Origin of the sequence: uncultured Stenotrophomonas sp., from assembly GCF_945952405.1 — a bacterium.
In the GTDB taxonomy this organism is placed as follows: domain Bacteria; phylum Pseudomonadota; class Gammaproteobacteria; order Xanthomonadales; family Xanthomonadaceae; genus Stenotrophomonas.
In genome coordinates this window covers 24288-43185 of the sequence record NZ_CAMFIA010000001.1, presented here as the reverse complement: position 1 = coordinate 43185, position 18898 = coordinate 24288, and the positions used below count along the sequence as shown (strand labels likewise).

The 18898-nt window shown below is 67.6% G+C and carries 19 protein-coding genes and 1 tRNA gene; 6 read left to right on the top strand and 14 right to left on the bottom strand.

Translation table 11 applies throughout. The annotated features are described in order from the left end of the window. Window positions 1–41: 41 nt before the first annotated feature. From Q0P60_RS00215 to Q0P60_RS00175, 9 genes are all read right to left on the bottom strand, one after another. Entirely contained in the window at window positions 42–1406 is a 1365-nt protein-coding gene (locus Q0P60_RS00215; protein ID WP_294987066.1) for an aminodeoxychorismate synthase component I, read from the bottom strand. An 80-nt stretch (window positions 1407–1486) separates the two neighbouring features. Continuing rightward, entirely contained in the window at window positions 1487–2749 is a 1263-nt protein-coding gene (fabF, locus tag Q0P60_RS00210; RefSeq protein WP_294987064.1) for a beta-ketoacyl-ACP synthase II, read from the bottom strand. A gap of 142 nt (window positions 2750–2891) precedes the next feature. Then, window positions 2892–3131, bottom strand: coding sequence for an acyl carrier protein (gene acpP / locus Q0P60_RS00205; RefSeq protein WP_005408313.1), 240 nt, complete (start codon window positions 3129–3131; stop codon window positions 2892–2894). Between the two features lie 152 nt (window positions 3132–3283). Continuing rightward, window positions 3284–4027 carry a 3-oxoacyl-ACP reductase FabG gene (gene fabG, locus Q0P60_RS00200; RefSeq protein ID WP_004146899.1) on the bottom strand — a complete coding sequence of 248 codons (744 nt, stop codon included), beginning with the start codon at window positions 4025–4027 and terminating at the stop codon, window positions 3284–3286. A gap of 82 nt (window positions 4028–4109) precedes the next feature. Continuing rightward, window positions 4110–5054 carry an ACP S-malonyltransferase gene (fabD, locus tag Q0P60_RS00195; protein WP_294987060.1) on the bottom strand — a complete coding sequence of 315 codons (945 nt, stop codon included), beginning with the start codon at window positions 5052–5054 and terminating at the stop codon, window positions 4110–4112. 160 nt (window positions 5055–5214) lie between these two features. Next, a complete protein-coding gene (locus Q0P60_RS00190; protein ID WP_294987058.1) occupies window positions 5215–5997 on the bottom strand; it encodes a serine/threonine protein phosphatase in 783 nt (260 codons plus the stop codon). A 78-nt stretch (window positions 5998–6075) separates the two neighbouring features. Then, window positions 6076–7053, bottom strand: a complete 978-nt coding sequence (locus Q0P60_RS00185) for a beta-ketoacyl-ACP synthase III (protein WP_294987056.1) — start codon at window positions 7051–7053, stop codon at window positions 6076–6078. A gap of 91 nt (window positions 7054–7144) precedes the next feature. After that, window positions 7145–7339 carry a 50S ribosomal protein L32 gene (rpmF, locus tag Q0P60_RS00180; protein ID WP_005408308.1) on the bottom strand — a complete coding sequence of 65 codons (195 nt, stop codon included), beginning with the start codon at window positions 7337–7339 and terminating at the stop codon, window positions 7145–7147. A gap of 107 nt (window positions 7340–7446) precedes the next feature. After that, entirely contained in the window at window positions 7447–7956 is a 510-nt protein-coding gene (locus Q0P60_RS00175) for a YceD family protein (protein WP_294987053.1), read from the bottom strand. 113 nt (window positions 7957–8069) lie between these two features. On the opposite strand from Q0P60_RS00175, the gene Q0P60_RS00170 reads away from it, so the two are divergent. Beyond that, a complete protein-coding gene (locus Q0P60_RS00170; protein WP_294987051.1) occupies window positions 8070–8639 on the top strand; it encodes a Maf family nucleotide pyrophosphatase in 570 nt (189 codons plus the stop codon). 120 nt (window positions 8640–8759) lie between these two features. Here the strand turns inward: Q0P60_RS00170 and Q0P60_RS00165 are convergent, their stop codons facing one another. Beyond that, window positions 8760–10601, bottom strand: coding sequence for a glycosyltransferase family 39 protein (locus Q0P60_RS00165; protein WP_294987049.1), 1842 nt, complete (start codon window positions 10599–10601; stop codon window positions 8760–8762). A gap of 42 nt (window positions 10602–10643) precedes the next feature. Between Q0P60_RS00165 and Q0P60_RS00160 the strand changes: the two genes are divergently transcribed. From Q0P60_RS00160 to Q0P60_RS00145, 4 genes are read left to right on the top strand one after another with little or no spacing between them, the layout of a single operon-like run. Continuing rightward, entirely contained in the window at window positions 10644–11597 is a 954-nt protein-coding gene (locus Q0P60_RS00160) for an AAA family ATPase (RefSeq protein ID WP_294987047.1), read from the top strand. Between the two features lie 2 nt (window positions 11598–11599). Beyond that, a complete protein-coding gene (locus Q0P60_RS00155; protein ID WP_294987045.1) occupies window positions 11600–12544 on the top strand; it encodes a DUF58 domain-containing protein in 945 nt (314 codons plus the stop codon). Beyond that, complete coding sequence (locus Q0P60_RS00150; protein WP_294987043.1) at window positions 12537–14486, top strand: DUF3488 and transglutaminase-like domain-containing protein; 1950 nt, start codon at window positions 12537–12539, stop codon at window positions 14484–14486. The genes Q0P60_RS00155 and Q0P60_RS00150 overlap by 8 nt, the downstream gene beginning before the upstream one ends. Then, a complete protein-coding gene (locus tag Q0P60_RS00145; protein ID WP_294987041.1) occupies window positions 14483–15010 on the top strand; it encodes a Slp family lipoprotein in 528 nt (175 codons plus the stop codon). Before Q0P60_RS00150 ends, Q0P60_RS00145 begins: the two co-directional genes overlap by 4 nt. A 102-nt stretch (window positions 15011–15112) precedes the next feature. Here the strand turns inward: Q0P60_RS00145 and Q0P60_RS00140 are convergent, their stop codons facing one another. The 4 genes from Q0P60_RS00140 to dnaX form a co-directional block, all read right to left on the bottom strand. Beyond that, window positions 15113–15472, bottom strand: a complete 360-nt coding sequence (locus Q0P60_RS00140; protein WP_294987039.1) for a histidine triad nucleotide-binding protein — start codon at window positions 15470–15472, stop codon at window positions 15113–15115. 63 nt (window positions 15473–15535) lie between these two features. Then, window positions 15536–16135 (bottom strand): recombination mediator RecR, encoded by a 600-nt coding sequence (gene recR / locus Q0P60_RS00135; protein ID WP_294987814.1) that lies wholly within the window; start codon window positions 16133–16135, stop codon window positions 15536–15538. A 111-nt stretch (window positions 16136–16246) separates the two neighbouring features. Next, the gene (locus tag Q0P60_RS00130) at window positions 16247–16567 is read right to left on the bottom strand and encodes a YbaB/EbfC family nucleoid-associated protein (protein ID WP_004154630.1); all 321 of its coding nucleotides are present in this window, start codon (window positions 16565–16567) and stop codon (window positions 16247–16249) included. A 6-nt stretch (window positions 16568–16573) separates the two neighbouring features. After that, window positions 16574–18604 carry a DNA polymerase III subunit gamma/tau gene (dnaX, locus tag Q0P60_RS00125; RefSeq protein WP_294987036.1) on the bottom strand — a complete coding sequence of 677 codons (2031 nt, stop codon included), beginning with the start codon at window positions 18602–18604 and terminating at the stop codon, window positions 16574–16576. Window positions 18605–18765: 161 nt separating this feature from the next. Between dnaX and Q0P60_RS00120 the strand changes: the two genes are divergently transcribed. Beyond that, window positions 18766–18858 (top strand) — tRNA-Ser (locus tag Q0P60_RS00120). The last annotated feature ends 40 nt before the right edge of the window (window positions 18859–18898 follow it).

The window sequence follows — 18898 nt, the reverse complement described above, 5'->3', positions numbered from 1 at the left end:
CAACGGTCGGCACCCACCAACCTTCCTGCCCCGCCGGTCGATCACCCCTGCTGGCCCAGCGCGCGCAGCAGGCCGCGGGCCTTGGCGCGGGTCTCGTCCAGTTCCTTGTCCGGGTCCGAATCGACCACGATGCCGGCGCCGGTGCGGAAGCTGACTTCGTGGCCATCCACTTCGGCGGTGCGGATCAGGATGTTCAGGTCCAGGTCGCCGTCGCGGTTCAGCCAGCCGAACGCACCGGTGTAGGCACCACGCGGCACCTGCTCCAGCTCGCTGATGATCTGCATGCAGCGCACTTTCGGGCAACCGGTGATGGTGCCGCCCGGGAAGGTCGCGGCGATCACCTCGCCGGGAGTGACCTCCGGACGCAGCTGGCCGCTGACGTTGCTGACGATGTGGTGGACGTGCGCATAGCTCTCCACGGTCATCAGCTCATCGACCACCACGCTGCCCGGCACGCAGATCCGGCCCAGGTCATTGCGCTCCAGGTCGATCAGCATCACGTGCTCGGCACGCTCCTTCGGATGACCGACCAGCTCCTGGATGCGCGCGGCATCATCGTCCCCCTCGAAGCGCGGCCGCGTGCCGGCAATCGGCCGGGTCTGCGCATGGCCGGCATGCACCGAAACCAGCCGTTCCGGCGAAGAGCTGACCACGTGGCGCCCGTGCGCACTGAACAGGCCGGCGAACGGTGCCGGGTTGGCACGGCGCAGCTGCGCATACAGCGCCTGCGGGCTGACCGGCGCGGCAAACAGGGCGCTCCAGCGCCGCGACAGGTTCACCTGGAACACGTCACCGGCACGCAGGTAGTCGATCACCCGGCGCACGCCGTCGGTGAAGCGTTGCGGCGCGTCCTCGGCCACCGACTGCGGCGGCTGCCAGGCCAGGCCAGCTTCGGGCAGCACGCTCGACGCCAGGCCAACCAAGGCGTCCAGCAGTGCCTGTTCTCCGGCTTCGGCAATCACGAAGCTGGCGCCGTTCTGGTGGTCGTGCAGCACCGCCGCCGGACAGCGCAGCGCCAGCGCGCTCGGGCCGGCATCGTCGCGCGCGCGCGGCGGCAGCACCGGTTCGATCTGGCTGGCCACTTCGTAGTCCAGCATCAACGCCCAGCCACCACGGAACGGCAGGCTGTGGCTGCCGTCATGCGGCAGCCGTTGCTGCTGCCAGGCGCGATCCAGCACCTGCAGGAAACTGCCGGCGTGCAGGTTGCCGTGCTGGTCGCGCACGCGGCCGTCGGCCTCCAGCCGCAGGCAGTCACCCTGCGCGGCCAGCAGCAGGCTCCAGCGGCCCTGCGCGGTGCCCGATGCGGTGGACTCCATCAGCAGCGGGAAACGGGCCGGGTCGTGCTGCTGCAGCGCCAGCAGATCGATCGGGTGCGGCAACGGGTGGATCAGCGGTGCGTGGGTCATGGCGGCCTGCAGGGGAATTCAGATGCACGGAAGCCGCCTTGCGGCGGCTCCGTGGTGCACGACGTGGATCGGGATATCCGTCAGATGCGCTTGAAGATCAGCGTACCGTTGGTGCCGCCGAAGCCGAAGCCATTGGACATCACCACGTCGACCTTGGCCTGGCGTGCTTCATTGGGCACGTAGTCCAGGTCACAGCCTTCGCCCGGCTGCTGCAGGTTGATGGTCGGCGGAATGACGTTGTCCTGCAGCGCCATCACCGAGAAGATCGCTTCCACGCCGCCGGCGGCACCCAGCAGGTGGCCGGTCATCGACTTGGTGGAGCTGACCATCATCTTGTAGGCGTGGTCGCCGAAGGCGGTCTTCATCGCCATGGTCTCGCCCAGGTCGCCCAGCGGCGTGGAGGTGCCGTGTGCGTTGAGGTAGCCCACCTGCTCCGGGGTCACCCCGGCGTCCTTCATGGCCATGACCATGCAGCGGGCGGCGCCTTCGCCGTTCTCGCTCGGCGCGGTCATGTGGTAAGCGTCGGAGCTGGCACCGAAGCCGGCCAGCTCGCAGTAGATCTTCGCGCCACGGGCCTTGGCGTGCTCGTACTCTTCCAGGATCAGGATGCCGGCGCCATCGCCCAGCACGAAGCCGTCACGGTCCTTGTCCCACGGACGCGAGGCCTGTTCCGGGGCATCGTTGCGGGTGCTCATGGCCTTCATCGCGCAGAAGCCGCCCACGGCGGTCGGCGAAGAACCACGCTCGGCACCACCGACCACCATCACGTCGGCATCGCCGTACTGGATCATGCGCATCGCGGTACCGATCGAATGGTTCGAGGTCGCGCACGCCGACACCGCCGAGAACGACGGGCCCTTCAGGCCGGTGATGATGCTCAGCTGGCCCGGCAGCATGTTGATGATGGTCTTGGGCACGTAGAAGGGCGAGATCTTCTTGCCCTCATGGAACTCGATGGTCTGCTCTTCGATGCCGAGCAGGCCGCCGATGCCGGCGCCGACGATGGCGCCCATGCGATCGGCATTGGCTTCGGTGATTTCCAGGCCCGAGTCATGCAGGGCCATGAACGAGGCACCGAGGCCGTAATGGATGAACGGGTCCATCTTCTTGGCATCCTTGCCACTGACCCGGAACCTGCCGAACAGTTCGTTGTCGGCGGTGATGTCGAATCCCTTGACCTCACCTGCAATCTTGGTGGTGAACCGATCCAGGTAGGCATCAGCAACGTTGGTCAGCGGACCGATGCCTGAACGACCGTGGGTGATGCCTTCCCAGCTGCTGGCCAGATCATTGCCCAACGGCGAGACGATACCCAGGCCGGTTACGACGACGCGACGCTTCATTGCTGTTTCTCCTGACCCGGATGATTTCTACGGGTAACTCGGGTTGCTTCGATTGATGCCCAAACACACGGGGCCGCAACAGCGGCCCCATGGGGTGCGGTGCGCGGCGAGGATCAACCCGCACGCGCACTGCCGTCTGACATCAGGCCTTGACGTGGGCCTTGACGTAGTCGATGGCGGCCTGCACGGTGCTGATCTTCTCGGCTTCTTCGTCCGGGATCTCGCACTCGAATTCTTCTTCCAGGGCCATCACCAGCTCGACGGTGTCCAGCGAGTCAGCGCCCAGGTCATCGACGAACGATGCGCTGTTGGTGACTTCTTCTTCCTTGACGCCAAGCTGTTCGACGACGATTTTCTTGACGCGTTCTTCGATGGTGCTCATGGGATCTCGCTCCAGATGGAGTTGTGGTTCAAAAGTGGTCGCCATCAAAGGCGATGGCCGTGGGATAGTGTAGTGGAAACCGGCGCGGCCTTGCATTGCAGCAAAAACCCCAGCAGATCAACCACTTGCGGCGCAATCCCTGCGCCCCTTGCTTACGGCATGTACATGCCGCCGTTCACATGGAGGGTTTCACCGGTGATGTAACCGGCAGCCGGGCCAGCCAGGAAGGCCACCGCATGGGCGATGTCTTCCGGCGAACCCAGGCGTTCGAGGGCGATGTCGTTGATCAGCGCGGTACGCGCTTCTTCCGGCAATGCCTTGGTCATGTCGGTGTCGATGAAGCCGGGAGCGACCACATTGACGGTGACACCGCGCGAACCGATTTCCTTGGCCAGCGACTTGCTGAAGCCGATGATGCCGGCCTTCGCCGCAGCGTAGTTGGCCTGGCCGGCATTGCCGGTCACGCCCACCACCGACGCGATGTTGATGATGCGGCCCTTGCGCGCCTTCATCATGCCGCGCATGACCGCCTTGCTGGTGCGGAACACGCTGGTCAGGTTGGTGTCGATGATCGACGCCCAGTCCTCGTCCTTCATGCGCATCAGCAGGTTGTCGCGGGTGATGCCGGCGTTGTTGACCAGGATCGAGATCGGGCCGAATTCCTTGGCGATGCCATCCAGCACGCTGTCCAGCGCGGCGGCGTCGGTGACGTTCAGCGCGCGGCCGTGGCCACCGTGGGCGGCCAGGCGCTCGCCGATCGCAGCGGCACCGGATTCGGTGGTCGCGGTGCCGATGACGGTGGCGCCCTGGGCGGCCAGCAGATCGGCGATGGCGGCACCAATGCCACGGCTGGCGCCGGTGACCAGTGCGATTTCACCCTGCAGGGGCTTGCTCATGATGTTTTCCTCAGGCGGGGACGGCCGCCGCACCCGTGCCGCTTGCAGCGGCCACCGGCACGGTCGGCAGGAACAGGGGAGGTCAGGCCGACCATGCCTCGCGGGCGGCTTCGAAGTCGCCCGGAGTGGCCAGCGAACGGCCATCAATGGCCTTGTCGATGCGCTTGACCAGGCCGGTCAGCACCTTGCCCGGGCCGCATTCGGCGATCCGGGTGACGCCACGGCCGGCCAATGCCTGCACGCAGCCGGTCCACTGCACCGGCTGGTACAGCTGCTGCACCAGTGCAGTGCGGATCGCGTCAATGCCGTCATGCACCTTCGCATCGACGTTCTGCACCACCGGCAGCTGCGGTGCCTGCCAGGACAGACCGGCCATCACTTCGGCCAGGCGGTTGGCGGCTTCGCGCATCAGCGGGGTATGCGAGGGCACGCTGACCGCCAGCTTGACCGCCTTGCGCACGCCCTTTTCAGCGAGCAGCGCCAGTGCACGGTCAACCGCGTCGGCATCGCCGCCGATCACGATCTGGCCCGGCGAATTGAAGTTGGCCGGCACCACCACCTGGCTGCCTGCGGCTTCGGCGCAGACCTCCAGCACCAGCGCGTCTTCGGCACCGAGCACGGCAGCCATGGCACCGACACCGGCCGGCGCGGCTTCCTGCATCAGCTGGCCGCGCAGGCGCACCAGGTGCGCACCGTCATGCAGGCTCAGCGCGCCGGCCGCGACCAGCGCGGTGTACTCGCCCAGGCTGTGGCCTGCCAGCACCGACGGGCGCGGACCGCCCACGGCGTTCCAGGCGCGCCACACGCCGATGCTTGCGGCCAGCAGCGCCGGCTGGGTGTATTCGGTACGGTTGAGCATTTCCTCCGGGCCGCCCTGGGACAGCGCCCACAGGTCGACGCCGGCACCATCGGATGCTTCGGTGAAGGCTTCACGCACCTGCGGGTGCAGTTCGGCCAGCTCGGCCACCATGCCCACAGACTGCGAGCCCTGGCCGGGGAAGACAAAAGCGAGGGTGGATACGGTCACGCGGTCATCCGCTTGTTGCAATCGAAGCGGGCCATGATAAGGGCGAATCCGCTGTGTCGTCTGTACGTGCGCGTATGCAGGCGTATGGAGGGCGGCCAGGCAAGCGCAACGGGGCCGGATCCCCTTTCCGCAGGAAAAGGGATCTGACCCCTGTCAGCCATCAGCAGAACAGCTCCAGCACGTCCAGCTGGCCGTCGGCCAGGAAATCCACGCACAGGCCCACCAGCATCAGCACGCCGATGGTGCTGGCGCCGTGGGTGATGAAGATCGAATGGGCCAGCGCACGCGCCGAGCGGCCCAGCTTCATGCACACCCGGGCGAGACTGCGCAGGCGGCCACTGACCGCATGCACGTGCTCGCGCACCGGCGCCTGAACGTCGCCCATTGCGTCAGCCATCATCGCCTGCAGGTGCTCGGGACGGTCCGCGTAGTACTTGGCGACGCCGTAACCGAACATCAGCCAGTCACGGGCCTGCGCTTCGGACAGATCCATCACCTCCAGCGGATCTTCCTCGAAGTCGATGAAACCGACCTTCTGGCCATCCCAGGTGAGGTTGCGCGGCAACGGCTGGCCGAAATACGCCCCGCGCGCATGCGCTGCGGCGATGGCCTGCATCGCCGCCATCACCAGCCGATCGCGGCCGGCATCGTCAGCCTGGCGCAGGCAGGTATTGAACGAACTGCCGTTGTCGCCGATCACCAGCGCGGCATGGCCGGTGCCCAGCACGTCGGGCACGTTCACGCCCTGCGCCTGCAGTTCTCCCAGGCGACGGGCTTCGGTTTCGCGTGCAGCATCACCGCCGCGGTGCGGCGGCGGGCGCAGGGCATCAAGATGAAAACGGCGGGCAACAAAATTGAGCAGGCCCAGGGCCACTGCTCGGCTTCCCTTGCCGTACTGCTTCAGCCAGGCGCGTTGCCCTTCGATGACGATGGGCTCAACCATGACAGGTCCTCCTTAAAACGCGCTACGGCCCCAGAGGGGCCGTAACGACAAGACTTCACATTGTCGTAACTTGCACTATCAATAGCGCAACAGGGCCGAACCCCAGGTGAAGCCGCCGCCGAACGCTTCCAACAGCAACAACTGGCCGCGCTCGACGCGGCCCGATCGCACGGCGGCATCCAGCGCCAGCGGCACCGAGCCGGACGAGGTATTGCCATGCTTGTCGACGGTGACCACGACCTGGTCCATCGACATGTCCAGGCGCTTGGCGGTGGCTTCGATGATGCGCAGGTTGGCCTGGTGCGGGATCAGCCAATCCAGGTCGGACTTGTCCAGGCCGTTGGCGGCCAGGGTCTCGTCCACGACCGAGTCCAGCGCCTTGACGGCGTACTTGAACACGTCGTTGCCCTTCATGTTGATGGTGCCGCCCCCATTGGCGCCGTCCTTGAAGCCGGCCGAAACGCCGACCGGGTTCCACAGCAGTTCCTTCTTGCTGCCGTCGGCATGCAGGTGGGTACTGAGGATGCCGGTCTCTTCGTCGGCCTTGAGCACGACGGCGCCGGCGCCATCGCCGAACAGCACGCAGGTGGTGCGGTCGTTCCAGTCGACCATGCGGGTCAGCGTTTCGGTGCCGATCACCAGCACGTGCTTGCAGTCGCCGGAACGGATGAACTTGTCAGCCACGCCCAGCGCGAACACGAAGCCCGAACAGGCCGCGTTGACGTCGAAGGCGGGGCACCCCGCAACACCGAGCTTGGCCTGGATCAGGCACGCGGTAGACGGGAAAATAAGGTCAGGGGTGGTCGTACCGACCACGATCATGTCGAGCTGCGAGGCGTCGATGCCTGCGGCTTCAAGCGCACGCAGCGCGGCGTTGTAGCCAAGGTCGCTGGTGGTTTCGCCTTCGGCCGCGATGTGCCGTTCACGAATTCCGGTGCGCGACTGGATCCACTCATCCGAGGTTTCGACCATTTTTTCCAGGTCGGCGTTGGTCAGGACTTTTTCCGGCAAATAGCTACCGGTGCCCGCGATCCTCGAGTAGATCCGCTTGCTCATCATGTTTCCTGTTGCGCGGGCCGCCGATCACCGGCACGCCCGGGAAAGAAGGCAAAGGCCGCTGCCCGGAGGCAGCGGCCTTCCCGGCACATCAATCTTCTTCGACAGCCGAGGTCTTGGTCTGGATGACCTTCTTGCCGCGGTAGAAACCATCGGCAGTGATGTGGTGACGCAGATGCACTTCGCCGGTGGTCGGGTCGGTCGACAGCTGCTTGGCGCTCAGGGCGTCATGCGAACGGCGCTGGCCGCGGCGGGACGGGGTAACACGGGATTTCTGGACAGCCATGGGATTGCTCCAAACTCGGTTCGTTTTGCTTCGTCGTTTCGTCGCACAGGACGCCAGCGCCCAGCACACTTTTCGCTTTCGCCGCAGCCGCCGACGACAACCGGCTGCTATTGTTTCTTCAATGCCGCCAACGCCGCAAACGGGTTGGCCTGCTTTGTTTCTTCTTCGCTCGGCGCCCAGTCCTTGTCGACTGCTTCGCCGTCGGGCGACAGCGGTACCACCGGTACCGCCAGCACCAATTCGTCCTCGACCAGGTCCAGCGGACGCAGCTGGCCGTCTTCCGGCACCAGCAACGCCTCGTATTCCTCCGGCAAGGACGATTCCTCGTCCTCGTCGCGGATCAGGCCAAGCCTCTGGGTCACCTTCACCGGCAACAGGAATCGCTGCATGCTGCGCTGACAGATCAGCGGCAACGCGGTGTCGATGTTCAGTTCAACATAGGATACCCGCAAGACGTCGTCGCGACCGAATTCAAGCGAGTAGACACACTCGCCGTCGGTATCTGCGACCAACCCCTGCAGGCGGGTCAATTCAGCCAGGGAGACCTGACCGTCGAAGCGCCTTCGCGCTACAACCATCCGCCAGGCATCCAGCGTTTCGGGCACGTTCGCGGACATAAGCCGCTGAATACTAAGGATCGAGGCGGCGGCTGTCAAATGCCCGCCATACAGGACTTGCCGCTGGCGCCGTGGACGGGCCAGACTGCCTCGCCCTGCCCCGGTATTGTCGCATGCCACTGGTCCTGGCCTCCACCTCCCGCTACCGCCGCGAACTGCTGCAACGGCTGGGCCTGCCGTTCGACTGCGCACGCCCGGACGTCGATGAAACCCCGTTGAACGGCGAGGCGCCACTGGCCCTGGCCACGCGCCTGGCCGTGGCCAAGGCGGCCGAGGTGGCGGCGCGTCATCCGGGGGCCTGGGTGATCGGTTCGGACCAGGTGGCGGACCTGAACGGCCAAGCGCTGGGCAAGCCGGGGACGGTCGAGGCCGCCTGTGCACAGCTGGCGGCGATGGCCGGGCAGACGGTGCGCTTCCACACCGCCGTCTGTCTCAGCCGTGATGGAGAATCACGGACGGTCGTTGACCTGACCGAGGTCCGCTTCCGCGCCCTGGAACAGCGCGAGATCGTCCGTTACGTGGCTGCCGAGCAGCCCCTGGACTGCGCCGGCAGCTTCAAATGCGAGGGCCTGGGCATCAGCCTGTTCGAAGCGATCGACAACCGCGACCCGACCGCCCTGGTCGGCCTGCCCCTGATCGCACTGTGCGGACTGCTGCGCCAAGCCGGCTACGCGGTGCCGTGAGCCCCCGTGGAGCAGGGCCCCTGCCCGGCTGGTTTTCCGTAGCGCCGAGCCGATGCTCGGCTGCCATTCCGTCGCGCTTCAAGCCGAGCATCGGTTCGGCGCTACGTGGCGACACGCGCCTCAGCGCGTGCCCACCTCGAACGGCTGCTCCTGCCACTCTTCCACGCTGCCATCGCGGCCGTGCAGGCGTAGGCCCAGCCAATGGCGCCCCGGCGCCAGCGTGGTCGTATCCAGCGATGCATCGAAACCCACCGCCGGATGCTGCGGGTCGGTACTGTCCGGCCACGCCTGGCGCACGTCGAACGCGCGGCCATAGCCGGCATCGCCGATCGAGCGGCCGTCGACCAGCACCTCGACACGCGAGAGCCCTACCCCATCCTTGAAGGCCCAGCCCTTGATGGCGAGCGTGCCGGACACCGTCTCGCCATTGGAAGGTGCATCCAGCCAGGCCATCGCCGGGGTTACGCACGGCCCGGGCGCACGCTGTGCCGGCAGCCGGAACAGCAGGAAGCGCTGGAATCCGTGGTCACTGCTGACCACCCGCGGTGCCGGCAACGGCCCCACCTGTTCGCAGATGGCGTGATAGCGCGTCAGCAGGTCGCGGTAGCGCTGATCACTGGGCGAGAGCACCAGCAGCATCGGCGTGGTGCGCGCGCCCTCGTGCAGCAGGTTCCACTGTGCCAGCTGCGCGGTACGTCCATGCTTGTCGTTGAGCGGGTGTGGCAACACTTCAATGTCGCCGTTGCCGAGCTGGAAGCCCAGCTCCGCGCCGACCTTGAAGTTGCCGGCCAGCACCCGCGTGCCCTTGGGCATCTGCTGCAGCTCCTCGCGCACGGCCACCGCCAACGGCTGCCAGCCGGCGAAATTGCGCGGGTAGTACTTGCTGCCCGCCAGCTGCTCGCGCAGCGAAGGCGTGGACGCCATCAGGTAGTAGCCGAAGGCGAGCACCATGCCAGCGCCCGCCAGCCACCAGCCGGTCCGGCGCAGCCAGCGCGGCCAGCCGTTGAGCACCACCGGCACCGCCACCAGCAGGGCCAGATAGCCCGGCAGCGGCCAATGGAAGCTGATCCGCTCGACGTCGGTGAAGAAGCCCAGCAGGAAGATGCCCAGCGTGGATACGCCGCCGACCAGGCCGAAGTAGCGCCACTGCACGCGCGTACCGCCGCCGCTGCGGGTACCGGCCAGCGCCACTTTCCACATCGCCATGCACAGGATCGGAGTGACCAGCATCGGCTGGATCACCAGGAACCACAGCCCCGCCCACTCGAACGTCCAGGGGTGGCGCTCGACCACCTGGAACTTCAGGCCGGCATCATGGTTGTCCGCATTCCATGCCAGCAGCGGCAGCCATGCCAGTACGCCCACCGCCAGCGCGACCCATACACGCGGATCGGCCAGCATGCGCCGCCCGCGGGGCAGCGCCAGCAGCGCGATGAATCCGACGCCGATGACACCGATGAAGCGGTAATGGCTGAGCGCACCGATCGCCAGGCCCAGCGCCAGCTTCATCGCCGATGATGCATCGACGTTGTGCAGCAGCCGCGCACCGGCATGCAGGCAGATCACCGCTGCCAGCGCCATCGGCACATCCGGTACCGCCAGCAGGCCCAGCGTCGCCGACAACGGCATCAGCAACGTCAGGCTGCCCGCCTGCCAACCGGCCACGTTGCCGAACCAGCGCGTGGCGGTGCGCACCACCAGCAGCGGCAGCAGCGCGCCGATGGCCAGGAACGGCAGGCGCAACGCCAGCACGTGATGGCCACCGATCTCCACGCCCAGCCGCGCCAGCCATGCGGTCAGCCCGGGCAGATCGGAATAGGCCGCGGCCAGGTGCTGGCCTTCCTGCCAATAGAACGCCTCGTCGACGAACAGCGGCAGGCGCGCGGCCACCACCAGCTTGGCCGCTGTGACCAGCGTCCATAACCAGAGAAATATCGTTCGTGCGCGCTGTTCGCCTTGCATTGCTCTATGGATAATCGAGTGGATTCCAGATCTGAGACGATCATGCCAGCTTCGTCCCCCAATCCCAGCATGCTAACCGATCAACTGCGTCAGGCCCTGCGGGAGGCACAGGATCAGGTCAACGCACTGGTGCTGGGCAAGGTGCCGGAAGTCAGGCTGGCCTTCGTCGCCCTGCTTTCCGGCGGCCATCTGCTGATCGAGGATCTGCCCGGGCTCGGCAAGACCACGCTGGCGCATGCGCTGGCCAGCAGCCTCGGCCTCAGCTTCCAGCGCGTGCAGTTCACCTCCGACCTGCTGCCCGCCGATGTGCTCGGCGTCTCGGTGTACGAAGCCGGCAGCCACCAGTTCCAGTTCCATCCAGGCCCGGTGTTCACCCACGTGCTGCTGGCCGACGAGATCAACCGTGCGCCACCGCGGACGCAGAGCGCACTGCTGGAAGCCATGGCCGAACAGCAGGTGACCCTGGATGGACAGACCCATCCGCTGCCCGATCCCTTCTTCGTGATCGCCACCCAGAACCCGGTGGACCTGTCGGGTACGTTCCCGCTGCCGGATTCACAGCTGGACCGTTTCCTGCTGCGCCTGGCGATGGGTTACCCGAGCGCGCAGGCCGAGCGCGAGCTGCTGCGCGGCAGCGATCGCCGTGACCTGATCGCACGCGCCGTGCCCCGGCTGGACGACACCCAGGTGCGTGCGCTGCGTGAAGCGGTCGGCCAGGTGCACGCCAGCGACGCACTCATCGATTACGTGCAGGCGCTGCTGACCCGCAGCCGCCAGCACGCGGGCGTGCGCGTGGGCCTGTCGCCGCGCGCCGGCCTGGCGCTGCTGCGCGCGGCCAGGGCCCATGCGCTGCTGCTGGGCCGCGGCCATGTGGTACCGGAGGATGTGCAGACCCTGTTCGTGGCCGTGGCGGGTCACCGCCTGGTGGCCGAGGCGGAGTCCAGCTCGGGACCGGCGCTGGCGCGCGCCATCCTGCAGACCGTCGCGGTGGATTGAGGGTGGCCACGCCGTGGGCACGACTGCAGTGGCTGGCACGCCCGCGTGCGCCGGAAACGCTGCCGCAGCGGCTGGACCGCCACCGCATCTACGTACTGCCCACCCGCTTCGGCCTGTTCGTTGCCACCTTGCTGGCGGCGATGCTGCTGGGCGCATTGAACTACAACAACAATCCGGCGCTGCTGCTGGCGCTGCTGCTGGCGGCCGCAGCGATCGCCAGCGCGATCGCCGCGCACCTGCAGTTGTCCGGCGTGCAGATCGACGCGATTTCCGCCGAGCCGGTGCCGGCCGGGCAGCCGCTGCGCCTGCGCGTGGACCTGTCATTGCGCGATCCGCGCGCGCGGCATGGTCTGCACCTGCAGCTGGGCGACAGCGACGCCTGGGTGTCGCTGCCCACGCACGGCCGCGGCGAAGTGGAACTGGAAGTGCCCAGCACGCGCCGCGGCTGGCTGGAGCTGCCGCGCATCCGCCTGTCCACCACGCAGCCGCTGGGCCTGGTCCGAGCGTGGTCGTGGGTGTGGCCGGAACAGCCCCTGCTGGTCTATCCGCTGGCCGAAGCACGGGCCCCTGCACTGCCGGAAAGCGGCAGTGATCCGCTGCACACCCGCGCCCATGCCAGTGGCGAGGAGCTGCACCAGCTGCGGCCTTACCGCGCCGGTGATGCGCCACGCAGCATTTCATGGAAGCACTCGGCGCGCCGCAACAGCCTGCTGGTGCGCGAGTATGAAAAGCCGATCGGCATCGAGGTCGTACTGGACTGGCGCACGCTGGCACCGCTGGGCCACGAAGCACGCATCGCGCGGCTGGCGCGCTGGGTCGACATGGCCGAGCAGGAAGGTCGCCGCTACACCCTGCTGCTGCCAGCGCATCCCGCGTTCGGTCCCGGCCAGGGCGCCAGCCACCACCATCTGTGCCTGCGCGCACTGGCCTTGATGCCTCATGGCTGAGACCCCCTCCCTGCTCGACCGCAACGCGCGCAGCTGGACCCTGGCCAGCGCGACGCTGGCCCTGTTGCCCCTGCTGCTGCAGTTGCCGCCGCTGCTGGCCGGGGTGATCGCGATCGCGGCGATCGTGACCGCAGCCTTGTCATGGCGGAAGGTGCTGCCGATGCCGGTGCGCCTGCTGCTGGTACTCGGCATGCTGGCCGCCATCGCCTGGCAGATGGGCATGGTGCGACCCGGCCGCGATACCGGCTGCGCCCTGCTGGCCGCGATGCTGGCCATCAAGTCCAGCGAACTGCGCAGCCTGCGCGATGCGCGCAGCCTGCTCGGCTTCGCGCTGTTTTCGCCTTTTGCGGCGTTCCTGCTCGACCAGGGACCGCTGACCACGGCGCTGGCGGCGCTGGCGGGGATCAGCGCGCTGCTCGCGCTGCAACGCCTGGCCGAGGATGAAGGACATGCCGGCCGCCTGCCGCTGCGCGGGCAGCTGCGCGGTGTCGGCCGCCTGCTGGCAATCGGCCTGCCGTTGGCACTGGCCTGCTTCTGGCTGTTCCCGCGCCTGGCCACACCGCTGTGGGGTATTCCCGAACGCGCGGTCCGCACGCCCGGGCTGTCCGACACCATGGAACCCGGCCAGTGGCTGGACCTGATGGCCGACGACACCCCGGCGCTGCGCGTGCAGTTCTTCGGTGCGGTACCCGAGCCGGCACAGCGCTACTGGCGTGGACCGGTGCTGACCGCCTTCGATGGCCGGCGCTGGAGCCGCGACCGTGCCAGCGAACGGCGGCCGCCGGCAGTGATCGAGGCCGGTGCGCAGGGCTGGGACTACCAGATCGACTACGAGCCTACCGACCGCCGCCAACTGGTGGCGCTGGACCTGCCCAGCCGCGCGCCTGCGGGCAGTTCGCTGGATGCGGACATGAGCCTGAGCAGCGAACAGTCGCTGGCCTCGTTGAGCCGCTGGCGACTGCATTCCGCACCGCCGCAGCGCTTCGACAGCACGCTGTCGCCCTACCTGCGGCAGGCGACGCTGCAACTGCCCGGCGGTTTCAATCCGCGCACGGCGACCCTGGCGCAGCAATGGCGGCAGGAGGCCGGCGGCGATGACCAGGCGATCGTGCGCCGCGCCCTGCAATGGATCACCACCGACTTCTCCTACACGCTGGATGCGCCGGCAGCCGGACGCGACCCGGTCGACGAGTTCCTGTTCGAATCCAAGGCCGGCTTCTGCGAACACTTCAGCTCCGCCTTCGTCGTGCTGATGCGCAATGCCGGCATCCCGGCACGCGTGGTGACCGGCTTCGCTGGCGGCAGCCGCAACCGCCTTGGCGACTACTGGGTCGTGCGCCGGATGGACGCGCATGCCTGGGCCGAGGTGTGGTTGCCGCAACGCGGCTGGGTGCGCGTCGATCCCACCGCCGCCGTCGCCCCCGAACGCATTCTCGACACCCTGGACGACCGCCTGCAGGCCGGCGGCGACGGCCTGCTGCAGCAACGCTGGTTGCAGCTGGCGCAGATGGGCGACTGGATGCGCCGCGGCTGGAACGAGCTGGTGCTGTCCTTCGATGCGCGCCGCCAGCAGCAGCTGCTCAAGCCGTTCGGGCTGGACGAGCTCGGGCCCGCGCAACTGGTCGCCGGCTTCGTGGTCGCCACCCTGCTCGCCCTGGCCTGGATGGCCTGGCTGCTGGCCCGTGGCGAACGCGAGCGGGATCCGCTGCTGCGTGCCTGGCGCGCGCTGGGCCGGCGCTATGCCCGCCGCGGGCTGCAGCGGCATCCCCATGAAACCGCGCTGGACTGGGCACAGCGGGTACACGCCCAGCGTCCGGACCCCGCCCTGCTGGCACTCAGCCAGCGTTTCGCCGACGCGCGTTACGCTGGAACTTGCACCGACCTCGCTTCATTATTGCGGGACCTGCGCAGGCATCGCCCGACTTCCGGAGCCTCCCCATGAACACCAAGTTCCTCCTCACCGCTGTGGCCACGCTGGCCCTGTCGGCCTGCGCCACGGCCCCCAAGCCGCTGCAGGGACAGTTCAGCCTGGTTTCCCCGCGCGACTCGGTCGCCACCCAGCAGGTCGGTACGCCGGTCCGTTGGGGTGGTCGCATCATCGAAACCAAGCCCGGCCAGGGCGAGACCTGCTTCCAGATGATCTCGCGCCCGCTCAATGCCAGTGGCCGCCCGAACACCAGCTCGTCCGACGCCAGCGACGGCCGCTTCATCGCCTGCCGTGCCGGCTTCTATGATCCGGCCGTGTTCGAGGCCGGCCGTGACGTGACCTTCATCGGCAAGATCGAGGGCTACCAGAATACCCGCATCGGCGAGTACGACTACCGCCTGCCGAAGCTGTCGGCCGATGTGATCTACCTGTGGCCGGAACAGCGCCAGGTCGATGTGGTGCCCTACCCCTATGGTCCGTGGGGCCCGAGCCCGTACGGCCCGTACTGGGGTGGCTACGGTCGCTGGGGCTGGTGGTGATCGCCAGCGTATAGCCTGAAACGAAAAGGCCGCCCCACGGGCGGCCTTTTCCATGCAGTAGATCCACGCCATGCGTGGATGCCAGGCGCGGATGCCCGGCGCTCAGCGCCCCGGCGCGCCGAAATGCCCCAGCTGCGCGCCGGCCAGCAGGTGCATGTGGATATGGAACACGGTCTGCCCGGCATGCTCGCGGCAGTTCATCACGATGCGGTAGCCGTCCTGCGCGAAGCCCTCGCGACGCGCATAGTCGGCAGCGGCCAGCGCCAGCTTGCCGATCAGCTGGGCCTGCGACGGCTGCAGGTCATCCAGGGTCGGAATGATCTCGTTCTTCGGAATGAACAGCACATGCACCGGCGCCTGCGGTGCGATGTCCTTGAAGCCCAGCACGTCCTCATCCTCGTAGACGATGGTGGCCGGGATCTCGCGACGGATGATCTTGCTGAAAAGGGTTTCGCTGCTCATGGTCGGCCTCCGTGGGGATGTCCCCCGCATTGTAGGCCGGCCCCGCCGCGCCGGATCATGACGTCAATCGCGGAATTCGCTGCGCGTGCCGAACGCGTGCGACAACGTGCCCCGATCAACATATTCCAGCTCACCGCCCAGCGGCAGCCCCTGTGCCAGGCGGCTCGGCTGCACGCTGCGTGCGCGTGCCAGCTGCGCCAGGTAGTGCGCGGTGGCCTCACCTTCGACGGTAGCGCTGGTGGCGATGATCAGTTCCTGCACCTCGCCTTCGGCCAGGCGCTGCTCGAGCTGTTCCAGCCCCAGTTCGCGTGGGCCGATGCCATCGAGCGGCGACAGCCGGCCCTGCAGCACGAAGTAGACACCCCGGAAGCCGGTGGCGTTTTCGATGGCCAGGCGGTCGGCCGGCGATTCAACCACGCACAGCTGGCTGCGTTCGCGGCTGCTGTTGGCACAGGTCGGGCACAGCTCGGTTTCGCTGAAATCGCGGCACTGCGCGCAATGGCCGATGCGCTCCACCGCCAGTGCCAGCGTCTCGGCCAGGCGCTGGCCACCTTCCCGCTCGCGCTCGAGCAGGTGGTACGCCATGCGTTGCGCCGTCTTCTGGCCCACGCCAGGCAGCACCCTGAGCGCATCGATCAATTGTTCAAGCAGGGGTGCGGACACGGCGGCAGGCTTGGTAGCGTCGAGCACGCTCGACGGGCGGTGCAGGCCATCGAGCAGGCTCGACGGTGACAGGATCGGTGGCACCGGTTCGCACCGGCGCCACGCTGACCATCAGAACGGCAGCTTCATGCCCGGCGGCAGCTGCATGCCGGCGGTGGCCGAACCCATCTTCGACTTCGACTCGGCATCGATCTTGTTCGATGCGTCGTTGAAGGCGGCGGCGATCAGGTCTTCCAGCATCTCCGGGTCGCTGGCCAGCGACGGGTCGATGCGCACCTTGCGGCACTCCTTGGCGCCGGTCAGGGTCACGCTGACCATGCCGCCACCGGCGCTGCCGGTCACTTCGATCTTGGCGATTTCTTCCTGGGCCTTCTGCAGGTTTTCCTGCATCTTCTGGGCCTGCTGCATCAGTTGGGCGATGTTGCCGCGCATAGTGTCTTACTCGTCAAAAGAACGGATGGAATCGGAAACAACCCGGGCGCCGTGCTGCTGGATCAGCACCTGCACTTCCGGATCGTCCATGAAAACGGCCTCAGCCACCTGCTGCCGCTCGCCACGCTGGCGGTCGGCGCGCTGGTGCAGGGTCTCGGCCGGAACGTGTTCGGTTTCCACGGTCTCGACCACGATCTTCAACGCCTGGCCCAGGGCCTTCTCCAGCATTTCGCCCAGGGCGGCCAGCGCGCGCTCCGAGCACAGGTATTCAAATCCGGGCGAAAGGCCCAGTTTCAAGGTCCCGTGCTGGCAACTGATGAAGGCGGCGTTGGCCGCCAGCTGCCGCGATGGGCCGCTCAAGCCGCTGCCGGCGACCAGATCCAGCCAGTCCTCGGCGCTGGCCAGCTCGCTGACGCTTTCCAGCGCAACCGCCTCCCGCACCGGCGCCGGTGTGGCCGGGGCGATGGCGATACCCTCGGCACGGAACGGGCGCTCGGGCTCGGCAGGCGGGGCTTCAGCCGGCACGGCCGGCGGCTCATGCCAGGGCACCACCATTGCAGCGTCCGGGCCGGCCATTTCGGCCGCCAGTGCCTCATCACGGGCCTCGGCTTCGCCCGTGGCCCACGGCGGCAGGTCGTCACCCGCCTCTGCTTCAGCCGCCGGCGTCGGCGCCTCCACGTCGGCCTTCACCGGCAGTGGCGAGCCGGGCTCCTGCACCGGAGCCGGCTCGGGTTCCGGCGCAGGATCCGGTTCGGGCTGCGGGGCCGGCTCAGGTTCGGGTTCGGGCTCACGAGGGGCAGCCTGCACCGGAGCAGCGGCCTCAGCGGTCACCGCCGGGCTCGCCGAAGCGGCGGCCTGGGCGGCCTGCTGGGTACCGGCGCCGGCACCACCACCCGCCGCGCCAGCGCCCGGGGCTCCGCCCAGGGTGCCGTCAACCGCCTTCGGCACCGGCGGTACTGCTGCCGCCGGACGGAACGCCAGCATGCGCAGCACGGCCATTTCAAAGCCCGCGCGCGGGCTGGGCGCCAACGGCAGGTCACGGCGGCCGTTCAAGGCCATCTGGTACCAGAGCTGCACCACTTCCGGACGCAGGCGCTCGGCGAATGCGGCGCTGTCCAGGCCTTCCGCGACAGCGGCGCCCGGCACCAGCTGCTGCACCTGGATGCGATGCAGGCCTTCGGCGAGCGCTTCCAGCACGCCGCTCCAGTCCGGCGAGAATTCGGCCAGCGCGGCCACCACCTGCAGCAGGCGCTGGCCATCGCCCTCGGCCAGCGCATCCAGCATCGCCGCCACCTGGGTGCGGTCGACGGTGCCCAGCATGGTGCGCACCACGTCCTCGCGCAGCGCGCCGCCGGCATAGGCGATCGCCTGGTCCAGCAGCGACAGGCCGTCACGCAGGCTGCCATCGGCGGCCTTGGCCAGCTGCACGATGGCGCTGCCGTCGGCCTCGATCTCTTCGGCCGCCAGGATGCGGGTCATCTGCCCCTGGATCTGATCCTCGTCCAGGCGCTTGAGGTTGAACTGCAGGCAGCGGCTGAGCACGGTGACCGGCAGCTTCTGCGGATCGGTGGTGGCCAGCAGGAACTTGACGTGCTCCGGTGGCTCTTCCAGCGTCTTCAGCAGCGCATTGAACGCGGCCTTGGACAGCATGTGCACTTCGTCGATCAGGTAGACCTTGTACTTGCCGCGCGAGGGCATGTACTGCGCGTTCTCGATCACCTCGCGCACATCGTCCACACCGGTGTTGGACGCGGCGTCGATTTCCAGCAGGTCGATGTAGCGGCCGGCGTCGATGTCCAGGCAGGCCGCACACTGGCCGCACGGGTCGGCACTGGTGCCCTGCTCGCAGTTCAGCGACTTGGCGAAGATGCGCGCGATGGTGGTCTTGCCCACGCCGCGGGTGCCGGTGAACAGGAACGCGTGGTGGACCCGGCCGCTGTCCAGCGCATTGCTGAGCGCACGGACCACGTGTTCCTGGCCCACCAGCTCGGCAAAACGCTTCGGACGCCACTTGCGGGCAAGGACGAGATAGGACATCAGGCCACCGTTTTCCATCGGATGTTCCATTGTGCCATGCCTGTCCAGCCCCCTCGCCTTCAACACCGATTGAGGGGGCCCTGATCGGGGTGCTTGTGTCCGGCCGCGCCGCCCGCTAGAATCTGCGCCCCTGCTGAGGCGTTTGCCGATGGCAGGGATCCGGAGAGGTGTCCGAGTGGTTGAAGGAGCACGCCTGGAAAGTGTGTAAGCGTCTAAACCGCGCTTCGGGGGTTCGAATCCCCCTCTCTCCGCCAGACTCTGCAAACCCCTGAGAAATCAGGGGTTTTGCTTTTC